General features: G+C 64.1%; 22 protein-coding genes and 2 pseudogenes. 6 read left to right on the top strand and 18 right to left on the bottom strand.

The features are described from left to right. The first annotated feature begins 71 nt into the window (after positions 1–71). Positions 72–968: a UTP--glucose-1-phosphate uridylyltransferase GalU gene (gene galU, locus ACFX5Q_RS02250; protein ID WP_120011984.1), complete on the top strand. Its 897-nt coding sequence runs from the start codon at positions 72–74 to the stop codon at positions 966–968. Between the two features lie 167 nt (positions 969–1135). Beyond that, on the top strand, positions 1136–3520 hold the full coding sequence (locus tag ACFX5Q_RS02255; RefSeq protein WP_404275037.1) for a polysaccharide biosynthesis tyrosine autokinase: 2385 nt from the start codon (positions 1136–1138) through the stop codon (positions 3518–3520). 93 nt (positions 3521–3613) lie between these two features. On the opposite strand, the gene ACFX5Q_RS02260 is transcribed toward ACFX5Q_RS02255, so the two are convergent. The 3 genes from ACFX5Q_RS02260 to ACFX5Q_RS02270 form a co-directional block, all read right to left on the bottom strand. Beyond that, positions 3614–4378 carry a metallophosphoesterase family protein gene (locus ACFX5Q_RS02260; RefSeq protein WP_404275039.1) on the bottom strand — a complete coding sequence of 255 codons (765 nt, stop codon included), beginning with the start codon at positions 4376–4378 and terminating at the stop codon, positions 3614–3616. A 151-nt stretch (positions 4379–4529) separates the two neighbouring features. Beyond that, a complete protein-coding gene (locus ACFX5Q_RS02265) occupies positions 4530–5609 on the bottom strand; it encodes an acyltransferase family protein (protein WP_404275041.1) in 1080 nt (359 codons plus the stop codon). Positions 5610–5792: 183 nt separating this feature from the next. Further along, on the bottom strand, positions 5793–7700 hold the full coding sequence (locus ACFX5Q_RS02270; RefSeq protein WP_404275043.1) for a propionyl-CoA synthetase: 1908 nt from the start codon (positions 7698–7700) through the stop codon (positions 5793–5795). Between the two features lie 801 nt (positions 7701–8501). Between ACFX5Q_RS02270 and ACFX5Q_RS02275 the strand changes: the two genes are divergently transcribed. Genes ACFX5Q_RS02275 through ACFX5Q_RS02285 form a run of 3 tightly spaced genes read left to right on the top strand, consistent with a single transcriptional unit; the run spans position 8502 to position 10197 of the window. Further along, the gene (locus tag ACFX5Q_RS02275; RefSeq protein ID WP_404275045.1) at positions 8502–8789 is read left to right on the top strand and encodes a PqqD family protein; all 288 of its coding nucleotides are present in this window, start codon (positions 8502–8504) and stop codon (positions 8787–8789) included. Next, a complete protein-coding gene (locus tag ACFX5Q_RS02280) occupies positions 8789–9214 on the top strand; it encodes a lasso peptide biosynthesis B2 protein (RefSeq protein ID WP_404275046.1) in 426 nt (141 codons plus the stop codon). The genes ACFX5Q_RS02275 and ACFX5Q_RS02280 overlap by 1 nt, the downstream gene beginning before the upstream one ends. After that, a complete protein-coding gene (locus ACFX5Q_RS02285) occupies positions 9211–10197 on the top strand; it encodes a serine kinase (protein WP_404275048.1) in 987 nt (328 codons plus the stop codon). The genes ACFX5Q_RS02280 and ACFX5Q_RS02285 overlap by 4 nt, the downstream gene beginning before the upstream one ends. Positions 10198–10219: 22 nt before the next feature. On the opposite strand, the gene ACFX5Q_RS02290 is transcribed toward ACFX5Q_RS02285, so the two are convergent. From ACFX5Q_RS02290 to ACFX5Q_RS02360, 15 genes and pseudogenes are all read right to left on the bottom strand, one after another. Then, on the bottom strand, positions 10220–11245 hold the full coding sequence (locus tag ACFX5Q_RS02290) for a nucleotidyltransferase family protein (protein ID WP_404275049.1): 1026 nt from the start codon (positions 11243–11245) through the stop codon (positions 10220–10222). Between the two features lie 75 nt (positions 11246–11320). After that, the gene (gene dhaK, locus ACFX5Q_RS02295) at positions 11321–12307 is read right to left on the bottom strand and encodes a dihydroxyacetone kinase subunit DhaK (protein WP_404275051.1); all 987 of its coding nucleotides are present in this window, start codon (positions 12305–12307) and stop codon (positions 11321–11323) included. Between the two features lie 33 nt (positions 12308–12340). Further along, entirely contained in the window at positions 12341–12772 is a 432-nt protein-coding gene (locus ACFX5Q_RS02300; RefSeq protein ID WP_404275053.1) for a hypothetical protein, read from the bottom strand. 8 nt (positions 12773–12780) lie between these two features. Further along, positions 12781–14367: a phosphoenolpyruvate--protein phosphotransferase gene (ptsP, locus tag ACFX5Q_RS02305; RefSeq protein ID WP_404275055.1), complete on the bottom strand. Its 1587-nt coding sequence runs from the start codon at positions 14365–14367 to the stop codon at positions 12781–12783. Next, the gene (locus tag ACFX5Q_RS02310; protein ID WP_006206913.1) at positions 14351–14653 is read right to left on the bottom strand and encodes an HPr family phosphocarrier protein; all 303 of its coding nucleotides are present in this window, start codon (positions 14651–14653) and stop codon (positions 14351–14353) included. The genes ptsP and ACFX5Q_RS02310 overlap by 17 nt, the downstream gene beginning before the upstream one ends. A gap of 21 nt (positions 14654–14674) precedes the next feature. Continuing rightward, a complete protein-coding gene (gene dhaM, locus ACFX5Q_RS02315; RefSeq protein ID WP_404275057.1) occupies positions 14675–15064 on the bottom strand; it encodes a dihydroxyacetone kinase phosphoryl donor subunit DhaM in 390 nt (129 codons plus the stop codon). Then, positions 15061–15663: a dihydroxyacetone kinase subunit DhaL gene (dhaL, locus tag ACFX5Q_RS02320; protein ID WP_404275363.1), complete on the bottom strand. Its 603-nt coding sequence runs from the start codon at positions 15661–15663 to the stop codon at positions 15061–15063. The genes dhaM and dhaL overlap by 4 nt, the downstream gene beginning before the upstream one ends. Before the next feature lie 76 nt (positions 15664–15739). Next, a complete protein-coding gene (locus ACFX5Q_RS02325; protein ID WP_404275059.1) occupies positions 15740–17383 on the bottom strand; it encodes a dihydroxyacetone kinase subunit DhaK in 1644 nt (547 codons plus the stop codon). 81 nt (positions 17384–17464) lie between these two features. Then, positions 17465–18478 carry an ABC transporter ATP-binding protein gene (locus tag ACFX5Q_RS02330; protein WP_404275061.1) on the bottom strand — a complete coding sequence of 338 codons (1014 nt, stop codon included), beginning with the start codon at positions 18476–18478 and terminating at the stop codon, positions 17465–17467. Then, positions 18471–19583 carry an ABC transporter ATP-binding protein gene (locus tag ACFX5Q_RS02335; RefSeq protein WP_404275062.1) on the bottom strand — a complete coding sequence of 371 codons (1113 nt, stop codon included), beginning with the start codon at positions 19581–19583 and terminating at the stop codon, positions 18471–18473. The genes ACFX5Q_RS02330 and ACFX5Q_RS02335 overlap by 8 nt, the downstream gene beginning before the upstream one ends. A 3-nt stretch (positions 19584–19586) precedes the next feature. Beyond that, complete coding sequence (locus ACFX5Q_RS02340; RefSeq protein ID WP_404275064.1) at positions 19587–19793, bottom strand: hypothetical protein; 207 nt, start codon at positions 19791–19793, stop codon at positions 19587–19589. Further along, positions 19790–20740: a carbohydrate ABC transporter permease gene (locus tag ACFX5Q_RS02345; protein ID WP_120012003.1), complete on the bottom strand. Its 951-nt coding sequence runs from the start codon at positions 20738–20740 to the stop codon at positions 19790–19792. Before ACFX5Q_RS02345 ends, ACFX5Q_RS02340 begins: the two co-directional genes overlap by 4 nt. Continuing rightward, positions 20737–21684: a carbohydrate ABC transporter permease gene (locus ACFX5Q_RS02350; protein WP_404275365.1), complete on the bottom strand. Its 948-nt coding sequence runs from the start codon at positions 21682–21684 to the stop codon at positions 20737–20739. Before ACFX5Q_RS02350 ends, ACFX5Q_RS02345 begins: the two co-directional genes overlap by 4 nt. 108 nt (positions 21685–21792) lie before the next feature. Next, positions 21793–23124: an ABC transporter substrate-binding protein gene (locus ACFX5Q_RS02355; protein WP_404275066.1), complete on the bottom strand. Its 1332-nt coding sequence runs from the start codon at positions 23122–23124 to the stop codon at positions 21793–21795. A 253-nt stretch (positions 23125–23377) separates the two neighbouring features. After that, positions 23378–24066, bottom strand: a pseudogene (locus tag ACFX5Q_RS02360) (PIG-L deacetylase family protein). 26 nt (positions 24067–24092) lie between these two features. Between ACFX5Q_RS02360 and ACFX5Q_RS02365 the strand changes: the two are divergent. Then, positions 24093–24982 (top strand): annotated as a pseudogene (locus ACFX5Q_RS02365) (DMT family transporter). Positions 24983–25020 lie beyond the last annotated feature (38 nt).

The following is a 25020-nucleotide window of genomic DNA, read 5'->3' on the forward strand; positions in this document are numbered from 1 at the left end:
GATGCGGGCACATGAAGGAACTTTCGTGGCCGGCAGGTATTGAAAGTCGATCTCCTCAGAAGGAATTTGCAATGAAGAAAGTCAGGAAGGCAGTCATACCGGTGGCGGGGTTGGGAACGCGGTTCCTGCCGGCGACCAAGTCGATGCCCAAGGAAATGCTGCCGGTGGTCGACAGGCCTGTCGTGCAATATGCGGTAGACGAGGCCTTCGAGGCCGGCATCGAGCACATCGTCTTCGTCACCGGCCGCAACAAGGCGGTCATCGAAGACTATTTCGACCTGCATCCTGAGCTTATCGGAACCTTGGAGCAGACCGGCAAGAAGGCGCAGCTCCAGTCGCTTGAAAGCCTGCTTCCGGTGGCCGGCGCCACCAGCTTCATCCGCCAGCAGTCGCCGCAGGGTCTCGGCCATGCCGTGTGGTGCGCGCGCGAAGTCATCGGCGACGAGCCCTTCGCCCTGCTGCTCCCCGACATGGTGTCCTTCGGTGGGCGCGGATGCCTTGCCGAAACCGTCGATCTCTATGAGCGCACCGGCGGAAACGTCATCGCCGTCGAGCGTTGCGAACCCAGCGAAACCAGCAAATACGGCATCGTCGGCCGCGGCGCCGAGGTCGGCAGCGGCTTCGAGGTGACAGCCATGGTCGAGAAGCCGGCGCCTGCCAATGCGCCGTCGAACTTCTACATCAACGGCCGCTATATTTTGCAGCCGGAGATTTTCGCGCTGCTCGGCAACCAGCAACGCGGCGCCGGCAATGAAATCCAGCTGACCGACGCCATGGTCCGCCTGGCGCAGTCACAGGCCTTCTTTGCCCAGCCTTTCAACGGCCGCATGTTCGACTGCGGTTCGAAGGAGGGTTTCATCCAGGCCAATGTCGCGTTCGCCCTGGCGCGCGACGACATGAAGGGACCGATCTTCGAAATGCTTCAGGAGTTCGTCCGGTCGCATGAGCGCCGGGAAGAAGCCGCATAATGCCCATTTTTTGGGAGTATGTGCGTATCGATGATGGCGCGACATACGCCGCCGCGCTTGGCCGATTCGGCCAAGCGCCTTCTGGCATGAATGTTGCGTGGTCTTTTCTGGTGACGACGCCAATCTTCGAAGGCCGATAGCGCCTGCAACCTGGAATTGGACCGACGATGAACTATGCCAACTTTCCTCTCGACAAGAGGGTGCCTTTGCCCGGTACAGACGCGGAAAAGGGCGAAGACTTCATCGACATCGAACGCCTGCTCGGCATGGCTGCCCGGCAGGCCAAGGTGGTGGCTGCGTGCGCGATCATCGGTCTGTTCATGGGCGTGCTCTATCTGCAGACCACGCCCAAGCAGTATATGTCGGTTGCCAGCGTGCTGATCGACGAAGGCCTGAACAAGGTCGTCGACGACATCTCGGCGGCGTCGGCCACCATGCAGACCGATGCCTCCCTTCTCAGCCAGATCGAGATACTCACCTCCGCGCGGCTGGCCGCGGTGGTGGTCGACAAGCTGAAGCTCGACCAGAACGAAGAGTTCATGAACCCTCCGACGTCTGCCCTGGCGAAGGGCATCGGCTTCGTGCGCGGACTGGTTGGCTATTTCCGTGGCAGTTCGGGCCCGGACATCCCCGGCCTCGAAAATGTCGACGCCGCGACGCGCGAGGCCATGATGGTCACCGCCCGCCGCGACTACGCGATCCTCAAGCTGCAGAGCGAGATACTGGCGCAGCGCAACGGCCGCAGCTATGTGATCGACCTTGGCTATCAGTCGACGGACCCGGCGCTCGCGACCGCTATCACCAAGGCCTATTCCGAGGCCTATCTCGCCGACCAGCTCAATGCGAGCTTCGACGCCACCGAACGCGCGGCGGTCTGGCTGCAGGGCCGGTTGACCGAGCTTCGCGAAAGCTCGCAGAAGGCCGCCCTGGCGGTCGAGATGTTCAGGGCCGAGCACGGGCTGTCCGCGGGCAGCGACGGCCAGCTGATCAGCGACAAGCAACTGTCCGACCTGAACAGCCAGCTCATCGTCGCGCAGGCCGACACGGCGCGCGCCAGCGCCCGCTACCAGCAGTACAAGACCATCGTGGACAGCGGCTCGGACAATGCGTTCCAGGACTCCGCCATATCGAGCGACCAGCCGGCCAGCTCGGTCATTGCAACGCTCAAAACCCGCTATCTGACCGTCTCCAAGCGGCTGCAGGATGTCGAGGCGAATTTCGGCAAGGATCACCCCCAGGCGGTAGCACTTGCCAAGGAAAAAGCCGATGTCTCGGCGCAGATCTTCGGACAGCTGAAGCAACTGACCGAAAGCTATCGCAACGATTATCAGGTAGCGCAGGCGCGCGAGACCGCGCTCAAGGAGAAGATCGCCACCGCCGCCGGCAAGAGCTCCATCGACAACCAGTCGCAGGTCAAGCTGCGCGATCTCGACCAGCAGGCGACGGCGCTCACCACGCTCTATCAGACATTCCTCAGCCGCTATGAGGAAGCCTCGCAGCAGCAATCCTTCCCGGTCGGCAAGGTCCGCATCATCTCCGATGCGACAATGCCGCTGTCGGCGGCGGGCCCGCGCACATCCAAGGTGCTGGCGCTTACGCTCGTGCTTGGCGTGCTGCTGGGGGCCGGATTTGGCGGCCTGAACGAGTTCAACGAACGGTTCTTCAGAACTGGCGAGGACATTCGCGATCGCGTCGGCCTCAAATTCCTCGGCTATCTACCGACGATCGGCGGCGGCAAGCCCGGCAAGGATGCCAAGCCGGACGATGCAGAGGCCGATGCCAAGATCGCCAGCCTGTCGGCCGCCGAGAGACGGGCGCGCATGCGGGTCAGCATCGACGCTCCCGCCTCGATGTTCGCCGAAACGCTGCGCAACGCCAAAATCGCCTTCGACGTCGTCATGGAAGGGCAAGGCAGCAAGGTCATCGGCGTGATCTCGCTGTTGCCCGGCGAGGGCAAGTCGACGGTCGCGGCCAATCTGGCGGGATTGCTTGCCGCCAATGGCGCCAAAACGCTGCTCATCGACGGCGATTTGCGCAACCCCGGCCTCAGCCGCAGCCTCGGCATGGAAACCGAGCAGGGGCTGATGGAAGCCGTCGTCAACGGCCAGACCTGGCAGTCGGTCGGCAAGGTCGACCGGCAGACGAAGCTTGCCATCATTCCCGCCGTCCTGCGCGGCCAGTTCTCGCACACCAGCGAACTTCTCTCCTCGGCCGGCATGCGGCGCTTCATCGAGAACGCCAAGGAGACGTTCGAATACGTCGTCGTCGATCTGCCGCCGCTCGGCCCCGTGGTCGACGCCAAGGCCTTTGCCCCGCTGGCCGACGGTTTCGTGCTGGTCACCGAATGGGGCCGCACGCCGCGCGCGGTGGTGCGGTCGCTGCTGGAATCCGAGCCATACGTCGCCAACAAGATCGTCGGCGCGGTGCTCAACAAGGTCGATCTGAAGAAGCTGGCCAAATACGGATCGCTCGGCGGTTCCGAGAAGTTCTTCGACAAATATTCGACTTACTATCTGGACAAGTCGGAAACACGCACCAGGGCAGCGGCCTAGGTCCGTCCGGAATTGCGTCAAAACAAAGAGATAGAGCGGGTCGGCGATCAATCGAAAGCCGAACCGCTCTAACAGGCGCCGCCGTTTCGTCGGTCAGGAAAATATCAGCTTGCCGTATTTGCCGGCTATCCTGAGGGCGGTCAGCCGTCCGCTCTGAAAGGCGCCGGTGTCGATGCCGAGCCGGTGCCCGTCGAGCGTGGGCACGTCGACGATCGTATGTCCGTGCACCACCCATCGGTCGAGCAGATGGACGTTGTCGAAGAAATCGGCGCGGATGCTGAGCAGGTCGTCTTCGTCCTGCTCGGCGAGATCGATGCCGGGCCTGATGCCGGCGTGGACGAAAACGAATTTCCTCGAGCAGACCATGACCGGTAGCGCGCGCATGAAGCTGACATGGCTGGCGGGAATGACCTCGCGGATACGCCGGTCGACGGCTTCGCTCGAACTGTAGAGATTGCCGAGATGCTGCGCATCGATCCCGTAGGAAAACAACGTCTCCAGGCCGCCCGTCGCCAGCCAGGGTTCTCGCGGAAGATAGCCGTCGAGATAGTTCAGCATCGCCACCTCGTGGTTTCCCGCCAGGCAGACGCGCAGGAAGCCCTTCGGCGGCGGCGCGGTGAGATGGTCGAGCACGCGTTTGGACTGCGGCCCGCGATCGACATAGTCGCCAAGCATGATGATGATCTTGCGCCCGCGGAAGGGCAGCGCATCGAGAACGATCTTCTGCTCCAGCGAACGAAGTTCGCTGTAACACCCATGCACGTCGCCGATCGCATAGACGACCGTATCCTGCATATCCATCTGCAGCCGTTCGCGCGGCGCGGCGCGCGGCTTTCTCGATCGCTGGAACAGGCTCACGGATTGAGGCTCGGTGCTCGCACGGGTCTTTTGGCGTTAGGGAGCATGTCACACGGGCACGCATGAAGCCTCGATACCATGCTTGGCGCCGGAAATTCCATACCGGTGAGGAACAGTCCCTGTCTTGGTAAACAAGTGCTGGGAGCGGCGTTTATGCCGCCTTGAGCCGGTAGCGGAACACGGTGTGGTCGAGCAGCAGCCGTATGCGTGGTTCGGCCTCTATCGCCACCAGCCAACTCGCGGCGATCATGGTTGCGCCGACAGTAGCGATCGAAAGCAGGTACGGCACGCCGGCGCGGACCAGGGCGCCGAGCATGGCGGCACCGACGACGTCATGGATGAGATAGAGCGGGTAGGTCATCAGCCCGATCCGGCGCCAGCCTCGCCAGGACAGGTTAAGCTGCAGCGACCATGCCATCAGTCCTGTGGCGACAAGGAATATGAGGATCGGCGGCGCATAAGGCATTGCGGCTTCGACCTTGATGCTGTGCACGTCGACCGAGCTTGCGATCTGCAGCACACCGCCGGCCAGGAACAGCGCTGAGAAGCCGCGGCGGGCCCTCGTCACCGCCTTGAACCGCATCAGCCACAACATCACGCCGACTGCGAAAAAGCAGCCATGATGCACCAGCGCAAGCTGGAGCCAGCGCGTCTCGGCGAGATCGGACAAATCGAGGGGATAATAGAGGCACCAGAAGAACGTGCTGATCAGCCCGATCGCGATGCCTACGGTTTCCATCAGGTCGAAGCGACCGAGCCGCAACAAGGTCCAGACCACGGCATAGAAAGCGATTTCGATGCCGAGCGTCCAGTAGACGCTGTCGACCCAGGGATCGAACGGAACGAACAGGCCGGTGCGAACGAGCCGGATCACCGCATCCGTCGGCCAGCTGAGGTCGACCAGAAGCAGCACCGCAGCGGTAATGGGGGCGCATGCCCACACCGCCGGCGCCAGGCGCTTCACCCTTGCCTCGAAGAACCGCAACGGCGTCGAATTCTCGGCGCTGAAGGCGATGACGAAGCCGCTGATGACGAAGAACACCTGCACGCCGACCCAGCCGGAGCCTAGAAAGTCCATTTCAGGGTGCGGCGGGATGCCGCCAGCGGCGCGTGCCGAAATACCGCCGGGGAACGCCCAAACCCAGTAGCCGTAGTGGTAGAACATCACCAGGACGGCGGCGAGGAACCGAAGGATGTCGACGCCGCCAAATGTAGTCTTTTGCTGAGCCATGCCGTGTCATCGGGTGGCCCCCCACAGCAACACTAGGGTGGATTGCTGCATTGCACAACAGAAGATTGGGCACTGCGGCAATCGCTACGGGTTGGCGCTGCATGAGGGGCAGCACCGACTTCGACAATGGCCAGCACAATTGGCGAGCCATCATCCATCTCAAGGGACTGTTCCAGGCGGTTGCTAAGCCCCTATGCCGCGTCCCTTCAGCGCCACCATGATCTCATCGAGGATAGCCGGGTCGTCGATGGTCGCCGGCATCGTCCATTCTTCCTTGTCGGCAATCTTCTGCATCGTGCCGCGCAGGATCTTGCCGGAACGCGTCTTGGGCAGGCGCTTGATCGTCACCACCGTCTTGAAGGCAGCGACCGGGCCGATCCGTTCGCGCACCAGGGAGACGACCTCGCTCTCGATGGCGCCGGTATCGCGCGAAACACCGGCGTTGAGCACGACGAAACCAAGCGGAACCTGGCCCTTCATCTGATCGGCGATGCCGATGACGGCGCATTCGGCAACGTCCGGATGCGCTGAAAGCACCTCTTCCATGGCGCCGGTCGACAGCCGGTGGCCGGCGACGTTGATGATGTCGTCGGTGCGGGCCATGACGAACAGATAGCCGTCCTCGTCCATCATGCCGGCGTCGGCCGTCTTGTAGAAGCCGGGGAATTCTTCGAGATAAGCCTGCCGGAACCGGGCGTCGGCATTCCATAGCGTCGGCAGGCAACCGGCCGGCAGCGGCAGCTTGACCACGACATTGCCCAGCGTGCCGCGTGACACCTCATGCCCGGCATCGTCGAGCACGCGGATGTCGTAGCCCGGCATCGGCACGCCGGGCGAGCCGTATTTCACCGGCAGCAGCCCGAGCCCGGCCGGGTTGATGGTCATCGGCGAGCCGGTCTCGGTCTGCCACCAATGGTCGATCACCGGTACGTTCAGTTTCTGCTCCGCCCATTTGATGGTTTCCGGGTCGGCGCGTTCGCCGGCGAGGAACAGCGTGCGGAATTTCGACAGATCGTACTTCGGCACGAATTCGCCCTTGGGGTCTTGCCCCTTGATGGCGCGGAAGGCGGTCGGCGCGGTGAACAGGGCGACCACGCCATGCTCGGCGATGACCCGCCAATAGGTGCCGGCATCCGGCGTGCCGATCGGTTTGCCCTCGAACAGGACGCTGGTCGAGCCATGCAGAAGCGGGCCGTAGACGATGTAGGAATGGCCGACCACCCAGCCGACATCGGATGCCGCCCAGAACACCTCGCCCGGCTTCACGCCGAACTCGTTTTCCATCGTCCATTTCAGCGCGACCATGTGGCCGCCATTGTCGCGCACGATGCCCTTCGGCTGGCCGGTCGTGCCTGACGTGTAGATGATGTAGAGCGGGTCGGTGGCAAGCACCGGGACGCAATCGACATTGGCGCCCGCCGCGCGCTCGCGGGCAACGGCGTCGGCATAGTCGATGTCGTAATGGTCCTTCAGTTCGCAGCGCAGCTGCTCGCGCTGCAGGATCAGGCAGGCGTCCGGCTTGTGCCGGGAGAGCTCGATCGCGGTGTCGAGCAGCGGCTTGTAGGCGACGGTGCGCCCCGGCTCCAGGCCGCAGGAGGCCGAAATAATCAGCTTCGGCCGGGCGTCGTCGATGCGGGTGGCAAGTTCGTGCGAGGCAAAGCCACCGAAGACCACCGAATGCACGGCGCCGATGCGCGCGCAGGCAAGCATGGCGAAGGCCGCTTCCGGCACCATCGGCATGTAGATGATGACGCGGTCGCCCTTACCGATGCCGCGGTTCTTGAGCACCGACGTCAGCGCGACCACTTCGCGCTTCAGTTCGGCATAGGTGAACTTTTTGACCGTGCCGGTGATGGCGCTGTCGTGGATCAGTGCGATCTGGTCGGCGCGGCCACCCCCGACGTGACGGTCGACGGCATTGAAGCAGGTGTTGCAGGTGGCGCCATTGAACCAGCGGCCATAGACGCCGGCTTTCGCATCGAAGACGCTGTCAGGGGGCGAATACCAGTCGATCGCCTTGGCCGCCTCGGCCCAGAATTGTTCCGGGTCGCGTTTCCAGCTTTCGTAGACTTCATGGTAGCGTGACGCCATCCAACTTCCTCCCAGGAAAATTTGCCGTCTTGCATTAGCCTATGCCGTTTTTCGAAACCATGTCTTCCCGGAATTTCGTCGATGCCTGCTCTCGCCTTGGGGTGGGATATCCGGCACCATGGCTTCGGGGATCGCGGTGCCGCGACCAAGGACGTCGGCACCGCCGCTGCTGCTCGGTGATAGCCCACGGCAAGCCGGCCGTGCTTGCCGTGCTCGTACAACGTTTCAGCCAGGGGTTTGAAGGACGCGACCGCCGCTTGATCGCCGACACCGGAGCCGGACCGGTCTTGCGTTAGGCTGCCCACAGCGCTCATGCACCCCGGAGGGGGCATCCGCGCCGGTCGATGGATATCTGTTATTTTAGAGCGGCAATGCCGCCAGCATCAGGCCGACGCCGCCGGCTATTAATATCGCCGCCGCCAGCGCCTTCCGATGACGTTCGAACGTTGTCGGAGCCCGTTCCCAATTGTAACGCATACTAACTCCCTAATCCCCGGCGGCTTTTTAGCTTACCTTGGGGAACAAAATCAACTCTCTGCCCGTATCGCTTCGCCGGCTTGACAAGGCCCGCCACTGATCGGCACTTAAGATCATCGATGAATTCGGGGGTTCCAATGAAGAAAACTTACGAAAAGCCTGTGTTGAGCAAGCGCGAGAAACTGTCGAACGTGGCGGCTACGGTTGTCAGCAGGTAGCCGACGCAAAAAGCCGCTTCAGCGATAGAAGCGGCCCGACGATAGACAGCACCGCGCTGCCGCGCTAATTGCTCTCCAGCTAACGTACATGGTCTGGGGAGGGCCCATGGTCGAAATCGCTTCTGAAATGGTTCTGCGGCTGGCGGACGACGCCTCGGTGCAGCATGTCGGCGACGGCGCCGTCGTACTTCTGGCGCGCAGCGGCCAACTCTATACCTGCAACGGCACCACCGAAGCCTTTCTGGACAAGGTCGACGGCGCGCGCAGCCTAGACCAGATCGTCGATCTGCTGTCTGACGAGTTCGAGGTCGACAGGGATATGCTCGATCAGGACATGGCGGCCCTGGCCGCCGAACTGGTGACGGAAGGTATCCTCGCCGATCCGGGGGCGTGATGGCTGACGGCCCGTTCTTGCGCGCGCTGTTTCGCGCCCATCTATGGGCCAGCGCGCGGTTGATGCCGATGCTGATCGGCCAGCGCGATTTCGAGACCGTGCTGAAATGGGCGCCGCTCAGCGCGCCGACCCCCTATCTCGGGCTGCCCTCCGCCTACATCGTCGCCAGCGTCAACCGGACGGTCAGGCATCCCTGGCTGATGCGCGACCGCAGGTGTCTGCGGGAAGGCCTGCTTGCCCATCGCTTCCTGCGCCTTGCCGGCTTCGACCCGGATCTGCGCTTCGGCGTCGACCCGAAGTCGATGCATGCGCCGCGCATGTCGGCGCATTGCTGGGTCTGCCTCGACGACCGTCCGGTAGTCAGCGACAGCCTGCCCGGCATGGTGGAGATCTATCGTCACCACGCCGAGGGCAAAACCGCTTGAGCGGCCCGACCGCAGATGCCTGCTATGCCCTTGACGGACAGGTCATCGGCGTCTCGGCCGAACGCGCCGAGCTGTGGCGGGAGTTGGACCGCATGCTCGGCACCTTGCGCGCCACCGGCCCGGTCGAGCCGGGTTTTCGCGTCAACGTCCTCGAGACACTTTCACTGCCCGAGACGCTGGCCGGGACACTCGCCTTCGACGGCGAGGTGCCCGAGGACGGCCACTGCCGCATGGTCGACGGCGGCGACATCGTCCATCTGATCTTCCCCGGCCGCCAGACTGTCTCGATCCATGCCGGCGAGCGTCGGGCCGAAATCCGCGTCCGCCCGGATGCCAAGATTGCCTGGACGCTGTGGATGCTGGTGCTCGATGCCGCGCTTGATGCCGGCGGCCAGCATATGCTGCACACGGCCGGCCTGACGCTGCCTGACAGCGATGCCCTGGTTCTCATCCATGCGCCCAGCGGCACAGGCAAGACGACCACGTCGCTCGCCCTGGCGTCGCAAGGCTTCGGCCTCTGCTCCGACGATGCCATGATCCTGAATGTGGCGTCGGACAAGGCCGTCGCCTGGGGCCTGCCGCGCCATGTGAAGATCCACCGCAAGACGGCCGAGCTGGTCCCGCTCGTCTCACCCTGCCTCGGTCTCTCCTGGGACCGCAATGGCGAACAGGCCGTTTCGCTGGAGCACCTCGGCAAGATCATCCGCGTCGAGGGCCCCGGTGCCCGGCCGGTCGCCGCACTCCTCCATCTCGCGCGCTCGGCCGATGGCCAGAGCCGGCTCGAGGCCATGGCCAGGACCGACGCCATGGTGGCGCTGGCCGCCGACAATGTCAGGACCGGCATGACCGGCCTGCTGCCGCTGCAGAAGCGCCGGCTGGCGACGATCGCCAGGCTGGTCTCGACAGTTCCGACCTTTGCCCTGGAGGTGGGCGCACAGCCAGCCGACGCGGCGTCCTTGATCCGCTCGGCGTTAGCCGGCTGACGGCCGGATCGGCCTGCTCGGGTCAGGTGCGATATGGCCTTGGCTTGGCCAATCTCTGGACCCAGCGGAAAGCATCGCGCCGCAGGCGCGAACGCATCCTGTCCCTGGAGTTGACGCCGAGCAGCGTATCCCGGGTGATCAGCCATCTGGCGAGCCGGATGCCGAGATCGGGCCTGATCCGGCTGGCGAGTTCGAGCGCGCGGGGCGCGTCGAACAGCCGGCCGGTCACATCGAGGACGGTCGCCAGTTCAAGCTCGATCCCGGTCATGCGCGCCGCCTCCAGCAGGCGCGCTTCCTCATCTGGCGTTTGCAGCGCCCGCACGCCTTGCAGGACATCCACGCAAAGCTGCAGCCGGTGGAATTTGTGCCCGCCCGAAGCGTGGACGATGGCGATTGTGAGCAGGGCGGCCGGCGTGTCGGCCTCGTCGCCGTCAATCGCGCGCAATTCCTTGAATCCCAGCGACAGCCGCCGCCGCATGCCGGAATCATGCACCAGATTGCCATGCAGCTCGATCAGCAGGCTCGAATTCTCCTTCTCCAGCCATTTGAACTCCTGCAGATCTTGCGACTGGACTTCGCCGCTGCAGAGCCGGAAACCAGACGCCGCGATCACCCCGTTGGCGTCGTTGAGACGGGCCGGCTCGACCAGGATGTCGATATCGGTAAAGGGGCGGTCGGCGACGTGCCGGTACAGCTTTCGCGCAAAGACCGGACCCTTGACGATCCGCGCCGGGATCTTGTCCGCGGCAAGCGCCTTCATGATGCGGTCGCCATGGTACTGCAGCAGCATCGACTGTCCCGTGACCAACGTCGACTTCTGGCGCAGATCGGATAGCGTCTCCTGCAAGCCGGCATCCCGAGGCAGATGTGCGTCGCCGCCTTCCCTCAGCTTGCGCAGCATGATCGGCAGCACGCCGTGGAATTCGGCATTGGCGAACAGGGCCAAAAGGGTAGTGGCCGCGACGCCTCGGTCCCAGGCCGCAGGTGCCTCGGGATCGGCGAAAGTCAGCAGCAGTTTTTCATCGGCGGGCGAAAGGGATGGGAGCATCAACCGGGCAGCTTGGCGAATTCGCAGTCAGTTCGGCGCAATGGTCGCAGAAAAGCCCTAGCGAAGCCAGCGCCGCTACATTCCCCAGCGCAGCGCAGCCGTATGCACGGGCGCGTCCCACAACGCGGTCATCTCGTCGTCGAGCATGGTCAGCGTGATCGAGCAGCCGGCCATGTCGAGCGACGTCACATAGGACCCGACCAGCGAGCGGGTCACAGTCACCCCGTGCTTCTCGAAAATCGCCCGGGCGCTGTTGTACATCAGATAGAGCTCCATCAGCGGCGTACCGCCGAAGCCGTTGACGAACAGCAGTGCCGGGCCTTTAGCCTGGTCGCCGAGATCGCCCAAAATCGCGGTACAAATCTCCTCGGCAATGGCATCGGCGCTCTTCAAGGCATCGCGCCGCCTGCCGGGCTCGCCATGAATGCCGACCCCGAATTCCATCTCGCCGTCGCCGATATCGAAAGTCGGCTTACCGGCCGCCGGCACCGTGCAACTGGTCAGGGCCACGCCCATCGAACGCGTCGCGCCATTGACGCGCTCGCCCAGCGCCTTCAGCGCTTCCAGCCCAATGCCTTGCTCTGCCGCCGCACCGACGATCTTCTCGACCACCAGCGTGCCGGCGACCCCGCGCCGGCCTGTTGTGTAGGACGAGTTCTCGACCGCGACATCGTCATTGGTCACCACCTGCATGACGCCATCAGACATTTCGGCCGCCATGTCGAAATTCATCATGTCGCCTTCGTAGTTCTTGACGATGAACAGGCAGCCGGCGCCGGTGTCGACGGCCTGCGCCGCCGCCAGCATCTGGTCCGGCGTCGGCGAGGTGAACACCTGGCCGGGGCAGGCGGCGTCCAGCATGCCGTGCCCGACCAGCCCGCCATGCAGCGGCTCGTGGCCCGAGCCGCCGCCAGAGATCAGCCCCACCTTGCCGGGCTTCAGCACCTTGCGGCGGACGAACTTGTGCTCCTCGCCCAGCACCAGGATGTCGGCATGGGCGGCGACGAAGCCATCGAGGCTTTCGGTCAGCATCGTGTCCACCGAATTCAGGAATTTCTTCATGGTGTCCTCCCGACACGCTTTTGCTTAAGACGATCAGCCGCTGCCCTTGCCGGCGATGCTGGTGATCTTCTGGATGAAATCGTTGATTGCCCTGTCGAGCGCGGCGTTCTGCTTGTCGTCGCCGAAATCGGGAACGATCAGCGAGACATGCCGCGTCTTGCGCAGACCGGACGCCACCGACATCTTGCCCGGATGCGCCTGGTGATAGGCGGTGAGAAACTGGTCACGCTCGGCCTGGCTGAAGTGGCAGACGGAAAAGATAGAAGGCAAATGTTTTGACGGGATTGGGATCGAATAGGCCGGGCTGGAGATCTGGGTGACGAAGCTGCGATGCTTGCCGAGCGCGTCGGCAAGGCGCTGGCGCATGCCGGACGGGCGCTGGTCGATGACATGCGACAGGATCGTCTTGTAGGCGCGGATCGAGTCTTCCGACCCTGGTTCAGGAATCTTGACGGTCGTGGCCATGTCGGCGCCTAAACCGGAACGTCCGCGATGGCCGCCTTGGCCATGGCGAGTTGGGCAGGCGCCACCGAGAGGTCGCGCAGGCCGGCTTCGAGCAGCGCCGGGATCGAAGCCGGATCGCCGCCGGCATCGCCGCACAGGCTGACCGGTATTTTTTGCTCTTCGCCGAAGGCGGTGACGGAGGCGATCAGCCGGAGAACGGCTGGATGTCGGACCGAGTTAAGATGAGCGACGGCAGTGTTGTCTCGCGCGGCCGCCATCACATATTGCGTCAGATCGTTGGAGCCGATCGAGAAGAAGGCGACATCGGCGAATGCCTCCGGCGCGATCGCCACCGACGGCACCTCGACCATGATGCCGAGCGGCGGCATTTTCTGCGCGAAGCCGCGCGCGGCAAGCCCGGCCTGCTCCTCGGTGAACAGGGCTGCGGCGCGTGCATATTCGTCAGCGACGGCAATCATCGGAAACATCACCTTCAGATTGCCGTGGACGGCGGCGCGCAGCAATGCCCGGATCTGCACGCGGAGGACTTCGGGCCGCGCCAGCGACAGCCTGATGCCGCGCAGGCCGAGGAACGGATTGGCTTCCGCGACCGTGAAGCCCGGCACCGGCTTGTCGCCGCCGGCATCGACGGTGCGGATGGTCACCGGCTTCTTGCCGGCCCATTCCAGCACCTTGCGATAGGCGCGATACTGTGTCTCCTCGTCCGGCAATGTCTTGCCGAACAGGAACTCGGTGCGCATCAACCCGATGCCGTCGCAGGTCGCGATATCGATGCCGTCGACATCGGACGGATCGGCGATGTTGACCTGCACCTGTACCCTTGTGCCGGCCTTCGTCACCGCCGGCTTCGCCAGATAGGTTTCCGCCTTGTCGCGGCGTGCCGCGAAGGACGATGACGAACGCCGGAACGTCTCGATCTCGGCCGGCGACGGCGAAAGCACGATGCCGCCATGCTCGGCATCGAGCAGGGCAACGCCAATGGGATTAGCCGGCGCAACGCCCAGCCCAACCACCATCGGCACGCCACGCGAGCGCGCCAGCATGGCGACATGGCTGGCGGCACTCCCGGCCTTCAGCGCGATGCCGCCTCCAGAACTCCAGTCGGTTTCGAGAAACCGCGTCGGCGCGAGGTCCTCGCCGTAGAAGATGGCGCCGGCCGGTGCCGTGCTCTCATCGTCCTCGCTCAAGGCGCGCAGCACCTGGTCCCTGATATCGCGCAGGTCGGCGGCGCGCGCCCGGAAATAGTCCTGATCCGATGTTTCGTAACCGGCGATTTCGGCATCGAGCGCTCGTAGCCATGCCGCATCGGCGGGTTGACCGGAGGCAATCGCCGCAAAAGCCGGGCTGCTCAGCGCGTCGTCCTCCAGCATGGCGATCTGGAATTCGAGGATGCCGGCGGCCTCGCTGTCGGCGGTCTCGATCAGACCGCCAAGCCGCCCCGTCGCGATGCCGATTGCGGTCTCCAGCGCGGCCTTTTCATCAGCGACGGTCGCCTTGACCGTGTAATGCGTGGCGGCGCGGTCGAGACTGAACAGCGGCCCCTCGGCGTAGCCGGCCGAGGCCGAAATGCCTTGCAGCCTAAGCGGTTCGGGCATGGTCCGCGCCCTCGTCGAAATCACGCCGCACCAGCTCGACCAGCGCCCCGACCGCTTCGCCGGCGCCGTCCCCTTTGGCGCGGATATGCAACAGCGTGCCTTTCGGCGCCTTGGCCGCCATGACCTTGACGATGCTCTTGGCGTCGAACCAGGGCCCGTTGGCGGCGAGCGCCACCTCGACCTCGGCCGCAAACGTCTTGGCGAGCTTGGTGAACTTCACCGAAGGGCGCGCGTGCAGACCGACCGCGTGGGTGATCAGGACGGTGGCTTCGGCGGATGCGGACATGCTGTCAAAATTCCCGTTCGTTCACGCCGGCGACAATTCATGCGCCGTCGCCACAACTTCCTTGAGCGAGGCGCCGCCGGACGCCTCGGTCGCCGCCATCACGGCGCCTTCGACGATCGGTGCGTTGCAGACGATGATCTTCTGCGCGCGTGGCTCGCCGATCATCTCCACCGCCATCTCCGAGTTGGTCTCGGCGCCGCCGAGATCGACGAGGATCGCCACACCCGCCTCCGACCAGGCCTTTTCGATGGCGCCCATGATCGCCTCGACGCTGGTTCCCAGCCCGCCATGGCCGTTTCCGCCGCACCATGCAAGCGGCACTTCGTCGCCGACCATCTGGCGCACCATGTCCGCAGTGCCTTCGGCGACCAGCGGCGAATGCGATACGATGACGATGCCGACATTGCTCATGCGTGCCTCTCGATTGTTTCGGCCACCGCCCGTACCAGCAGTGCTGTCGAGCGGGCGCCGGCGTCCATATGGCCGATCGAGCGTTCGCCGAGGAACGACGCGCGCCCGCGCAAGGCCTTCATCGGCACCGTGGCCTGCGCAGCCCTGTCGGCGACGGCGACGATCTCGGTTGCCGTCTTTCCCTCGGCCAGCGCCTCATGCACGGGCTGCAGTACGTCGAGCATGGTTTTTTGTCCGGTTTGCGACTTGCCGCGCGCGGCCACGGCTTCGATGGCCTTGCCGAAGGCGATTGTCAGTCCGGCACGGTCCGCTTCCGCGGAAATCTCCTTGCCCAGCGCCATGAAGAGCGTGCCGAACAGCGGGCCGGAAGCCCCGCCGACGGTCATCACCAGCTTGGTGCCGATCGCCTTCAGCGCCTCCGGCAGCGGCTTTGCCGCGAAAGTGTCAGCCTCGGCACGCACCGCCTCGAAGCCGCGCTTCATGTTCAGCCCATGATCGCCGTCGCCGATCGCCTGGTCGAGCGCGGTCAGTTCGTCGGCATGTGCCGCGATCGTATCCGCCACTGCCGCGATCAACCTTGAAAGATCCGACGCCGCCATTGCCACCATGCTCCCGGCTCCTGCTCTGTCGGCAGTGTGGAAACCCGTGCTCGACATGTGCAGCATCGCCTTCCTGTCAGGCCGCCGCAAGCAAGGTGGCCGCGGCCGCGAAGACTTCGGCCACGGCACAGGCGCCGGGGTCGACGACACCGTAGAGCTGGCTGCCGACATAGGCGGACCGCCCGGCCTTGGCCTTGCGCATGGCGGCAGTGGCCTCGGCACCCCGTTGCGCCGCCGCCGCCGCGTCCTCCAGGCCGCCGGTGTCGAGCGCTTTCAGGGCGGGCTCCAGGGCATCGATCATGGTGCGGTCGCCTGGCCTGGCGCCGCCGTAGAAGATCATCCGGTCAAGGCCGGCAAGCAGCGCCTTGCTCACGCTGGCGCCACCCTCCAGCGCCTGCGCCGCGGCGGTGAAGAAGATCGACAGCAGGACCCCGCTGGAGCCGCCCATAGACTTGCTCAGAATATCGCCGACCTCGCCAAGGGTTGCTGCAGGGTCGGCAAGCGGCAGGGTGCCAAGTCGGTCGAGCACGCTCCGCGCGCCGGTCGCCACCGTCGAGCCGGTGTCACCGTCGCCCGTCTTGGCGTCCAGCGCGTTCAACGTCGCTTCGAGCGAGATCAACCGTTCGCAGATGGCAACGACAAGGCGCTCGGTATGCGCGTCCTTGCTGGCTATTCTTGCCGCGTGCCGGCCAGATGCACTTGTCACCGGCACGATCGCCGGCGCACGGACGGCTCGTGCCGGCATCCAGGCGTGCGGCGCCACCGGCGCCCGCAGGCCCGCCTCGCGTTCCGCATCGAGCTGGATCAGCGACAGGGAAAAACCGTTCATGTTGAGCGCCGTCATCAGCGACCCCGGTCCGATGGTAAGCGTGACGCGCGCCGCCAACGGCGAGGCAAGCACGGCGTTGGCGACAAGCGCCATCTCGAGCGGCGGCACGGAACCGAGGTTGTTGATCAGCAACGCATAGTCGGCTGCCGGATCGAGCCGTGCGGCGATACGTTCCACCATGATCGCAACCAGTTTCTCGGCACTCTGGACGGCAATGCGTTCGAGGCCCGGCTCGCCATGAATGCCGAGGCCAAGCTCGCCATCGCCGGCCCCCAGCCTTTCCTCATGCGGCTGTCCGGGGATCGAGCAGGACGAGAGCGAGATGCCGAGTGAAACGATATCGGCGGCCGCCGCGCGCGCCGCAGCCGCGACCGCCGCCAGGTCATGGCCGGTCTCCGACAGATGCCCGGCGATCTTGTGCACGAACAGCGTGCCGGCAACACCGCGCGGCTGGGCGATGTCGGGCAGCGCGATGTCGTCGGCGACGATCACCATCTCGACGCGAAAGCCTTCGGCGCGCGCCTTTTCGGCGGCCAGGCCGAAATTGAGGCGATCGCCGGTATAGTTCTTGACGATGAGCAGGCAGCCGGCAGGGCCGGTAACGGCGCGAATGGCCGCCAGCACGGCTTCCACGCTCGGCGAGGCGAAGATCTCACCCGAAACCGCGGCCGTCAGCATGCCCTTGCCGACAAAGCCGGCATGCGAGGGTTCATGGCCGGCGCCGCCGCCTGAGACGACGCTCACCTTCGTCTTGTCCCAGTCGGCGCGCAGGATGACCTTGATCTCGGGATAGCCGTCGAGCCGTGCCAGGTCGCCGGCGCCGATTGTCCTCAGCAAACCGTCCAGCGCTTCGGTGACGATCGAGTCCCTGCGGTTGAAAAAGTGCTTCATCGAATTCGTCCCGTCCGTGCCGCGTCAGTCAATCAGAAATCCGGCGTTGCAAAGTTCCGGATGGAGAACACTTCGAATCGTTCACATCAGCCTCTGCCCGTCCGCGCCGAAATAAAGCGGCGCGCGGTAGCGGATCGTGACCTTGTCGCCTTTCGCCAGCGGCGTGTCGGGGTCGGTCAGCGTCACCAGTTTCTTGGCCCCGACCGTCACGTGCAGATGGTTCTGGTCGCCCAGATGCTCGACCCAGTCGACGATGCCGTCGGCATGGCCATTCGCCGCCTTGGCGATCGAAAGATGCTCGGTGCGGGCGCCGATGGTCTTGGTTCCGTCCGGGGCGCCGCCGTCGGGCAGCAACCCCGCCGGCAACAGATTGATCGCCGGCTGGCCAAGCCGTGCCGCGACATGGAGGTTTGCCGGCTCCGAATAGATCGTGCGCGGCGTACCGATCTGCACCAGCACCCCATCGGCGAGGATGCCGATGCGGTCGGCCATGGTCATCGCCTCGATCTGGTCGTGCGTGACGTAGAGCATGGTGGCGCCGAGCTCGGCCTGGATGCGCTTCAGCTCGAGCCGGAGATCGCCGCGTAGCTTGGCGTCGAGCGACGACAGTGGCTCGTCCATCAAATAGATCGCCGGCTTGCGCACCAGCGCCCGGCCGATCGCGACGCGCTGCATCTCGCCACCTGACAGTTTCGTCGAGCGGTTGGAGAGCTTGTGGTGGATGCGCACCATCTTCGCCACGTCTTCGACACGGCGGCGGATCTGGTCTTCCGGCATCTTTCGTGCCGGCGAACGCAGCGGGAAGGCCAGGTTGTCGTAGACCGACAGGTGCGGATAGAGCGAATATTGCTGGAAGACGAAGGCGGTGTCGCGCTCGGCCGGCGACAGCGCGGTGGCATCGTGGCCACCGATGTGGATCGTGCCGGCATCCGGCCGTTCCAGCCCGGCGATCAGGCGCAGCGTCGTCGTCTTACCGGCGCCGGTCGGCCCGAGCAGCACGACGAATTCACCGTCGGCGATATGCAGGTCGAGACCGCTGACAGCGACCTGCTCGCCGAAGTTCTTGCTCACATTTCTGATGTGCACGTCAGCCATGCTGCGCTCTCCCCTGGGAGGCTGAGTCATGGATCGCGGTTCTGACCGCGCGTCCTGACCCCTTGTCGAACAGCGACAGCCGTGCGCTGTTCAGCGAAAGGCCGACATGGTCGCCGGCGGCGAGCCGGATTTCTGCCGGTACCCGTGCCTTGATGATGCCGTCCGCCGTCTCCACCGCGACGATCTGCGTGGTGCCGAGATATTCGGTGCCGTAGATGGCGCCGCGCAGCTTTGAGGCATCGTCGAAGCGGATGTGTTCGGGACGAATGCCGAGCGCCATGTCGGCGGGGGCGATATCCTCGCGCACCTCCGGCACCGCCACCTTGGCGCCTTGCACGACGATCTCCTTCGCACCTTTTGCCAGTCCGCCGCCAAATCCCAAAAAATTCATTGGCGGCGAGCCAATGAAATCGGCAACGAACATAGTCGCGGGACGGTCGTAGATCTCGCGCGGCGTGCCGAACTGCTCGATGACGCCATGGTTCATCACCGCGATCTTGTCGGCCATCGACATGGCTTCCATCTGGTCGTGCGTGACATAGACCGTGGTGGCATGGATGCGGTTGTGCAACTCGCGCAATTCATGGACCATCAAATCGCGGAATTCGGTGTCCAAAGTGCCGAGCGGCTCGTCCATAAGGAAGCATTTTGGCCGCCGCACGATCGCGCGGCCGAGCGCGACCCGCTGGCGGTCGCCACCGGCCAGGCCGGACACCGACTTGTTGAGCAGATGGTCGATGCGCAGCAGCTTTGCCGTCTCTTCCACCCGCTGGCGGATTTCGGCCGACGGCATGCCTTGCGCGAGCAGCGGGAAGCCGATGTTCTTGCGCACGTTCATATGCGGATAGAGCGCGAACAGCTGGAACACGAAGGCGATGTCGCGCTCGCGGGCCCGGCGCATGGTAACGTCCTCGCCGCCGAGCAGGATGTTGCCGCCTGTCGGCAACTCCAGCCCGGCGATCATGCGCAATGTTGTCGTCTTGCCGCAGCCCGACGGTCCGAGCATGACGAAGAACTCGCCATCCTCGACGACGAAGCTGGAATCCTGCACGGCGACGAAATCGCCAAAGGCCTTTCTCAGGTTCTGGACGCGGATCTCGGCCATCGTCTACTCCGGGAACTTCGAGACGACGATGAACATCGCCGTGCCGAAAAGCATGGTGATGAAGGAATAGGTGTAGAGCGACAGCGCGAAGGGCTGGAACAGCATCAGGAAACCGATGGCAATGATCGCCGTGGCGATATTTTCCATCAGCCCGCGCCTGGCCCAGCGCGGCCAGCGCGATTTGCGTTTCGTCGGTTGGGTCATGCTCATTTGCGCACCGCGCCGAAGGTGATGCCGCGCAGCAATTGCTTGCGGAGCAGGATGGTGAAGACCAGGATCGGCACCAGGAAGATCGTCGTGCCGGCCGCCACCGCCGGCCAGTCCTGGCCGCCTTCGCCGATGATGGTCGGGATGAAGGGTGGTGCCGTCTGCGCCGTGCCCGAGGTCAACAGTGCTGCGAACGCATATTCGTTCCAGGCGAAGATCAGGCAGAAGATGGCGGTCGCCGCGATACCGGTCGTCGCCTGCGGCAAAACCGTGCGCCAGAAAGCCTGCAGCCGCGTATAGCCGTCGATCATCGCCGCTTCCTCATACTCACGCGGGATCTCGTCGATGAAGCCCTTCAGCAGCCACACCGCCAGCGACACGTTGACCGCCGTGTAGAGCAGGATCATGCCGAGCGCGGTGTCGGAGAGGCCAAGCTCGCGGTACATCAGGTAGATCGGGATGGCGACCGCGATCGGCGGCATCATGCGCGTCGACAGGATGAAGAACAGAAGGTCGTCGGCCAAAGGCACCTTGAAGCGCGAGAAGCCATAGGCCGACAGCGTGCCGAGGAACACCGCGCAGAAGGTCGAGCCGAAGGCGATGATCAGCGAATTGACGAAGCGCGGCAGGAAGTTCGACGGGCCGGCGATCACCATGTTGCGCTTGCGCACCGTCTCGTCGCAGAAGCCGGTCGCCGGCCCCAGCGAGTTGATGTATTCCGGCGTCTGCCTCGTGCGGGTCGTGAACAAATTGCAATAGCCCTCGATGCTAGGCTGGAACACGACCTTCGGCGGATAGGCGATCGAGTCCGGCGGCGTCTTGAAGCTGGTGGCGAATATCCACAGCAGCGGCACAATCGAGATCAGCGCATAGGCAACGATGATCGTGCCGGCGATGAGCTTCGCGTTTGCGGAAGGTGCGACGACGGAATGGGCGGTGGTCAGGCTCATCTCTGCTTCACCTTGTTCAGCGCCTTGACGTAGATGTTGGCCAGCCCGAACACCGCGACGAACAGGATGATGGCGAAGGCCGAGGAATAGCCGGTGCGCCAGCTTTCGAAGGCCTGCCGCTTCAGCGTGATAGAGGCGACTTCCGTGGTCGAGCCCGGCCCGCCGCCGGTCAAAAGATTGACCATGTCGAACATCTTGAAATTCTCGATGCCGCGAAACAGCACCGCCAGCATGATGAAGGGCAGCGCCATCGGCAGCGTGATCGACCAGAACTGCCGCCAGTTGGAGGCGCGGTCGACCTCGGCCGCCTCATAGATGTATTCGGGGATCGAGCGCAGCCCGGCGAGGCAGATCAGCATCACGTAGGGCGTCCACATCCAGGTGTCGACGATGATGATCGACCACGGCGCCAGCGAGACATTGGAGAGCATCTGGATATCCGTTGGCGAAATGCCCGACACGAACGAGATGGCATAGGCGAACAGGCCGATCTGCGGCTCGTAGAGGAAGCGCCAGAAATTGCCGACCACCGCCGGCGACAGCATCATCGGCACCAGGATGATGGTCGTCCAGAAGGCGTGGCCGCGGAATTTGCGGTCGATCAGCCAGGCCAGCGTGAAGCCGATCAGCGTCTGCAAAAGGATGGTCCAGAACACGAAATGCGCCGTGGTCTGCATGGCGATCCAGATGTCCTGGTCGCCGAGGATGCGCTTGTAATTGGAGAGACCCAGATTCTTCACCACCTCGTTCGGCCGGTTGGCCCGGTAGTTGGTGAAGGACAGATAGATCGCCCAGAACAACGGGAAGATGTTGATGGCGAGCAGCAGAAGGATCGTCGGCGAGATGAACAGCCAGGCGAGGCCTTTGTCGCTGATGCCCCGGACCCGGCGGGCCAACGGCTCAGGCGTGGCCCGGGCAACGCTGTCCGCAGTCCGATTGAGCATGGTGAGTCCTGCTTCGGTCACTTTACGTCTCGACAATGGAATTTATCTGAACTGCGTCCCGTGCCAAGGGCGGCACGGGACGCTCGGGTCGAGCTCGGGAGGAGCCGTTCACATTTTGCCGTCGTCCTGGAACACCTGCGTCCAGTCCTTGACCAGGCCGTCGAGCGCGTCCTTGGCCGAACCCTGACCGGCGACGACATAGTCGTGGAAGCGCTTCTGCGAGGCCTGCAGCAGCGGCGCGTAGCTCGGCTCGGCCCAGAAGTCCTTCACGATGGCCATCGAGTCGAGGAAGGTCTGCGCATAGGGCTGGCTGGCCGGGAAGTTCGGGTCTTTCACGACCGCGTTGAGGCAGGAAAAGCCGCCAAGCGACCACCATTTGGCCTGTACGTCCTTGTTGGCGAACCACTTGATGTATTTCAGCGCCGATTCCTGCTTGTCGGAATAGGAGACAACCGAGATGCCCTGGCCGCCGAGCTGGGCGAACTGGTCGCCGTCGGGGCCCTTGGGATTGGCGAAGTAGCCGATCTTGTCGCCACCGACATTCTCGTCCTTCTGCAGGCCCGGCCAGGTGAAGGCGAAGTTCATGTGCATCGCCACCTGGCCGGATTTGAAGGCATCGACGCCTTCGCCCATGTAGCTGTTGGAAGCGCCGGGCGGGGTGCAGCAATCATAGAGCGCCTTGTAGAACTCCAGGCCTTTCACCGATTTCTCGGAATTGACGAAGCCGTCCATTTCGTAGGGCTTGTCGGGGTTCTCGTATTTGAAGCCGAAGCTGTAGAGCACGTCCATGGCGCCCATGGTGATGCCTTCCGAGCCGCGCTCGGTATAGATCGAGGCGCCGTACACCGTCTTGCCGTCGATCTCGCGCTTCTGGAAGAACTCGGCGATCTGCTTCAGCTGGTCGAAGGTCGTCGGAGCGGCGAGATCCCAGCCATACTTCTCCTTGAATTCCTTCTGCAGTTCCGGCTTCGAGAACCAGTCCTTGCGGTAGGTCCAGCCGACGACGTCGCCCATGGCCGGCAGCGCCCAGTAGTTCGGCGAATTCTTCGGCCATTCCGAATAGCCGACCACGGTCGCCGGCACGAAGTCGTCCATGCTGATCTTCTCCTTGTCGAAGAAGTCGTTCAGCTTGACATAGTGGCCGTTCTCGGCCGCGCCGCCGATCCACTGGCTGTCGCCGATGATCAGGTCGCACAGCTTGCCCTTCGAATTGAGCTCGTTGAGGAAGCGGTCGGCGTAGTTGGTCCATGGCACGAATTCGAACTTCATGCCGATGCCGGTTTCCTTGGTAAAATCCTTGGACAGTTCCACAAGTGCGTTGGCCGGGTCCCAGGCTGCCCAGCAAAGCGTCAGGTCTTCCGCATGCGCGACGTTCGAGACGGCTGTCGACGCAAGCATCGCCGAGGCCAGACCCAACGTCAGTTTCAAGGTCGATTTCATGCCTTCCTCCCATTTGCGAAACACGTCCGGATGACGGTTTCAAGAGCCCGCTAACCCCTCCTCCGGGGCCTAAACATGGCGGCGCGGTGGCGCGGCGGATGTTTAGTAATTTGTTTAGTAATGCTGTTTTTACTAAACAAGGCAAGCGAATTCGTTGCTGCATCGCAGCATGGTTTGCGAGGGCTTTGAGCTGGCTAAGAAAATTCCGGGAGGATGGTGGCTGTCAGGGTGCCCGACGTGCCGGCAGCCGGCTTTACTTGACCGTTTTCGCGCTGACCGTCACCGGCCGGATCGCCGGCGCCGGCGGCAGCAAAGCGCGGATGTCGGCAAAGGGGAACACCGGTTCGAAGCGGAACGCTTCGGCGAGCGCGCCTGGCGCGCCGTTGCACTGGCCGGCACGAAATTCGTTCTGCACACGCGCCGCTCGACGAAGCGCTCGGGATCCTGCGAGCGATGCGCCCGGATCGCCCGCGCCTTGATGTCGGCGTGGGCTGTTATCTCAACGTAATGCGTCGGCGCAAAGCCGGTGCCGCCAAGCGTATCGGCATGCAGCACCGGCACGGTGAAGGACGCTGCGATGCGCACCCCGTCCGACAGCGCGCGGTGGTCGCCGTGATAGTCGTTCGGCGCATGGGTGATGACGAGATCCGGCTTCACCTCGCCGATCAGCGCCTTCAGCGCCGCGATCAGGGCGGCGTCGGCGACGAGCGCGCCGTCCGGAAAGTCGAGGAAGCGTGGGACAACACCGAGCAGCCCTGCCGCTTCCGTCGCCTCCTCGCGGCGCGCGCGGGCAAGCGTTGCCGGATCGCCTCGGCCACCTTTGGCGCCATCCGTGGCTATGGCAAAAGTCAGCTCTGCGCCTTGCGTGGCATAGGCGGCGATCGTACCGAACGTGAAGATCTCGATGTCGTCCGGATGCGCGCCGAGCGCCAGTACCCTCACTCTACTCTCCCCGGAAATGGAACAACGTGCCGAACGGAATCCTGCTCGCCCTGATCGCCTACGCAAGCTATTCGTGCAACGACGCCGTTGTCAAAAGCCTGGGCGGGCAGTTCAGCGTCTTCGAGATCGGCTTCTTCTCGACGCTGTTTTCCGGCTGTTTCCTGCTCTTCACCCGACCGAACGGCGAACGGTGGCGTGACTTCTGGCGCACCAAGCGGCCCTGGGCGGTGCAGGCGCGCGCCTGGGCCGGCATCGCATCGGGCGTGCTCAGCGTCTATGCCTTCACCACCATCCCGCTGGCCGAAGCCTACGCGCTGATCTTCCTGGCGCCGCTCTGCGTCACCATCCTTTCCACCGTCGTCCTCAAGGAGAAGGTCGGCCCCTGGCGCTGGCTGGTGGTGGTCGCCGGCTTTGCCGGCGTCATGCTGGTCGTGCGGCCGGGGTTTCGCGAACTGCATCTCGGCCACCTCGCGGCTTTCGGCGTTGCCTTCTTGGCCGCAGCCAGCGTCATCCTGATGCGCTCGCTGGCGCAGCAGGAGAAACGCACGACCATGCTCGGCGTGCTGATCGGCTACGGCCTGGTCTTCAACGGCATCGGCGCTGCCGCCACCTCGTTCACGCTGCCCGACGCCAGGCAGCTGGTATGGTTTGTCATATCGGGCGCCTTCACCTCCTGCGGACAGTTTCTGCAGCTGCTTGCGGTCAAATACGCTCCCGCCAACCGCATCGCGCCGACGCACTATTCGCAGATCGTCTGGGCGGTGATCCTCGGCGCGCTGTTCTTCCGGGAGTATCCCGATGCCTGTCGCTGGTCGGCCTCGCCGTCGTCGGCGGTTCCGGCCTGCTGACCATGGTGCGCGAGGAGGTGCGGCTGGGCACGGTGCGCTGGAACCCGTTTTCGCGGACCCGGCTTTGAGCCGGCCGGAAATGGTCCGGTTGCGCGGTGGTCGCTGT

Origin of the sequence: Mesorhizobium sp. IMUNJ 23033 (genome assembly GCF_044778005.1) — a bacterium.
In the GTDB taxonomy this organism is placed as follows: domain Bacteria; phylum Pseudomonadota; class Alphaproteobacteria; order Rhizobiales; family Rhizobiaceae; genus Mesorhizobium; species Mesorhizobium amorphae_A.

Excerpts from the sequence above, each read along its gene's own strand:
- galU (WP_120011984.1), top strand. The coding sequence starts at position 72 with ATGAAGAAAGTCAGGAAGGCAGTCATACCGGTGGCGGGGTTGGGAACG.
- ACFX5Q_RS02255 (WP_404275037.1), top strand. The coding sequence starts at position 1,136 with ATGAACTATGCCAACTTTCCTCTCGACAAGAGGGTGCCTTTGCCCGGT.
- ACFX5Q_RS02265 (WP_404275041.1), bottom strand. The coding sequence starts at position 5,609 with ATGGCTCAGCAAAAGACTACATTTGGCGGCGTCGACATCCTTCGGTTC.
- ACFX5Q_RS02270 (WP_404275043.1), bottom strand. The coding sequence starts at position 7,700 with ATGGCGTCACGCTACCATGAAGTCTACGAAAGCTGGAAACGCGACCCG.
- ACFX5Q_RS02275 (WP_404275045.1), top strand. The coding sequence starts at position 8,502 with ATGGTCGAAATCGCTTCTGAAATGGTTCTGCGGCTGGCGGACGACGCC.
- ACFX5Q_RS02280 (WP_404275046.1), top strand. The coding sequence starts at position 8,789 with ATGGCTGACGGCCCGTTCTTGCGCGCGCTGTTTCGCGCCCATCTATGG.
- ACFX5Q_RS02290 (WP_404275049.1), bottom strand. The coding sequence starts at position 11,245 with ATGCTCCCATCCCTTTCGCCCGCCGATGAAAAACTGCTGCTGACTTTC.
- dhaK (WP_404275051.1), bottom strand. The coding sequence starts at position 12,307 with ATGAAGAAATTCCTGAATTCGGTGGACACGATGCTGACCGAAAGCCTC.
- ACFX5Q_RS02300 (WP_404275053.1), bottom strand. The coding sequence starts at position 12,772 with ATGGCCACGACCGTCAAGATTCCTGAACCAGGGTCGGAAGACTCGATC.
- ptsP (WP_404275055.1), bottom strand. The coding sequence starts at position 14,367 with ATGCCCGAACCGCTTAGGCTGCAAGGCATTTCGGCCTCGGCCGGCTAC.
- ACFX5Q_RS02310 (WP_006206913.1), bottom strand. The coding sequence starts at position 14,653 with ATGTCCGCATCCGCCGAAGCCACCGTCCTGATCACCCACGCGGTCGGT.
- dhaM (WP_404275057.1), bottom strand. The coding sequence starts at position 15,064 with ATGAGCAATGTCGGCATCGTCATCGTATCGCATTCGCCGCTGGTCGCC.
- dhaL (WP_404275363.1), bottom strand. The coding sequence starts at position 15,663 with ATGGCGGCGTCGGATCTTTCAAGGTTGATCGCGGCAGTGGCGGATACG.
- ACFX5Q_RS02325 (WP_404275059.1), bottom strand. The coding sequence starts at position 17,383 with ATGAAGCACTTTTTCAACCGCAGGGACTCGATCGTCACCGAAGCGCTG.
- ACFX5Q_RS02330 (WP_404275061.1), bottom strand. The coding sequence starts at position 18,478 with ATGGCTGACGTGCACATCAGAAATGTGAGCAAGAACTTCGGCGAGCAG.
- ACFX5Q_RS02335 (WP_404275062.1), bottom strand. The coding sequence starts at position 19,583 with ATGGCCGAGATCCGCGTCCAGAACCTGAGAAAGGCCTTTGGCGATTTC.
- ACFX5Q_RS02340 (WP_404275064.1), bottom strand. The coding sequence starts at position 19,793 with ATGAGCATGACCCAACCGACGAAACGCAAATCGCGCTGGCCGCGCTGG.
- ACFX5Q_RS02345 (WP_120012003.1), bottom strand. The coding sequence starts at position 20,740 with ATGAGCCTGACCACCGCCCATTCCGTCGTCGCACCTTCCGCAAACGCG.
- ACFX5Q_RS02350 (WP_404275365.1), bottom strand. The coding sequence starts at position 21,684 with ATGCTCAATCGGACTGCGGACAGCGTTGCCCGGGCCACGCCTGAGCCG.
- ACFX5Q_RS02355 (WP_404275066.1), bottom strand. The coding sequence starts at position 23,124 with ATGAAATCGACCTTGAAACTGACGTTGGGTCTGGCCTCGGCGATGCTT.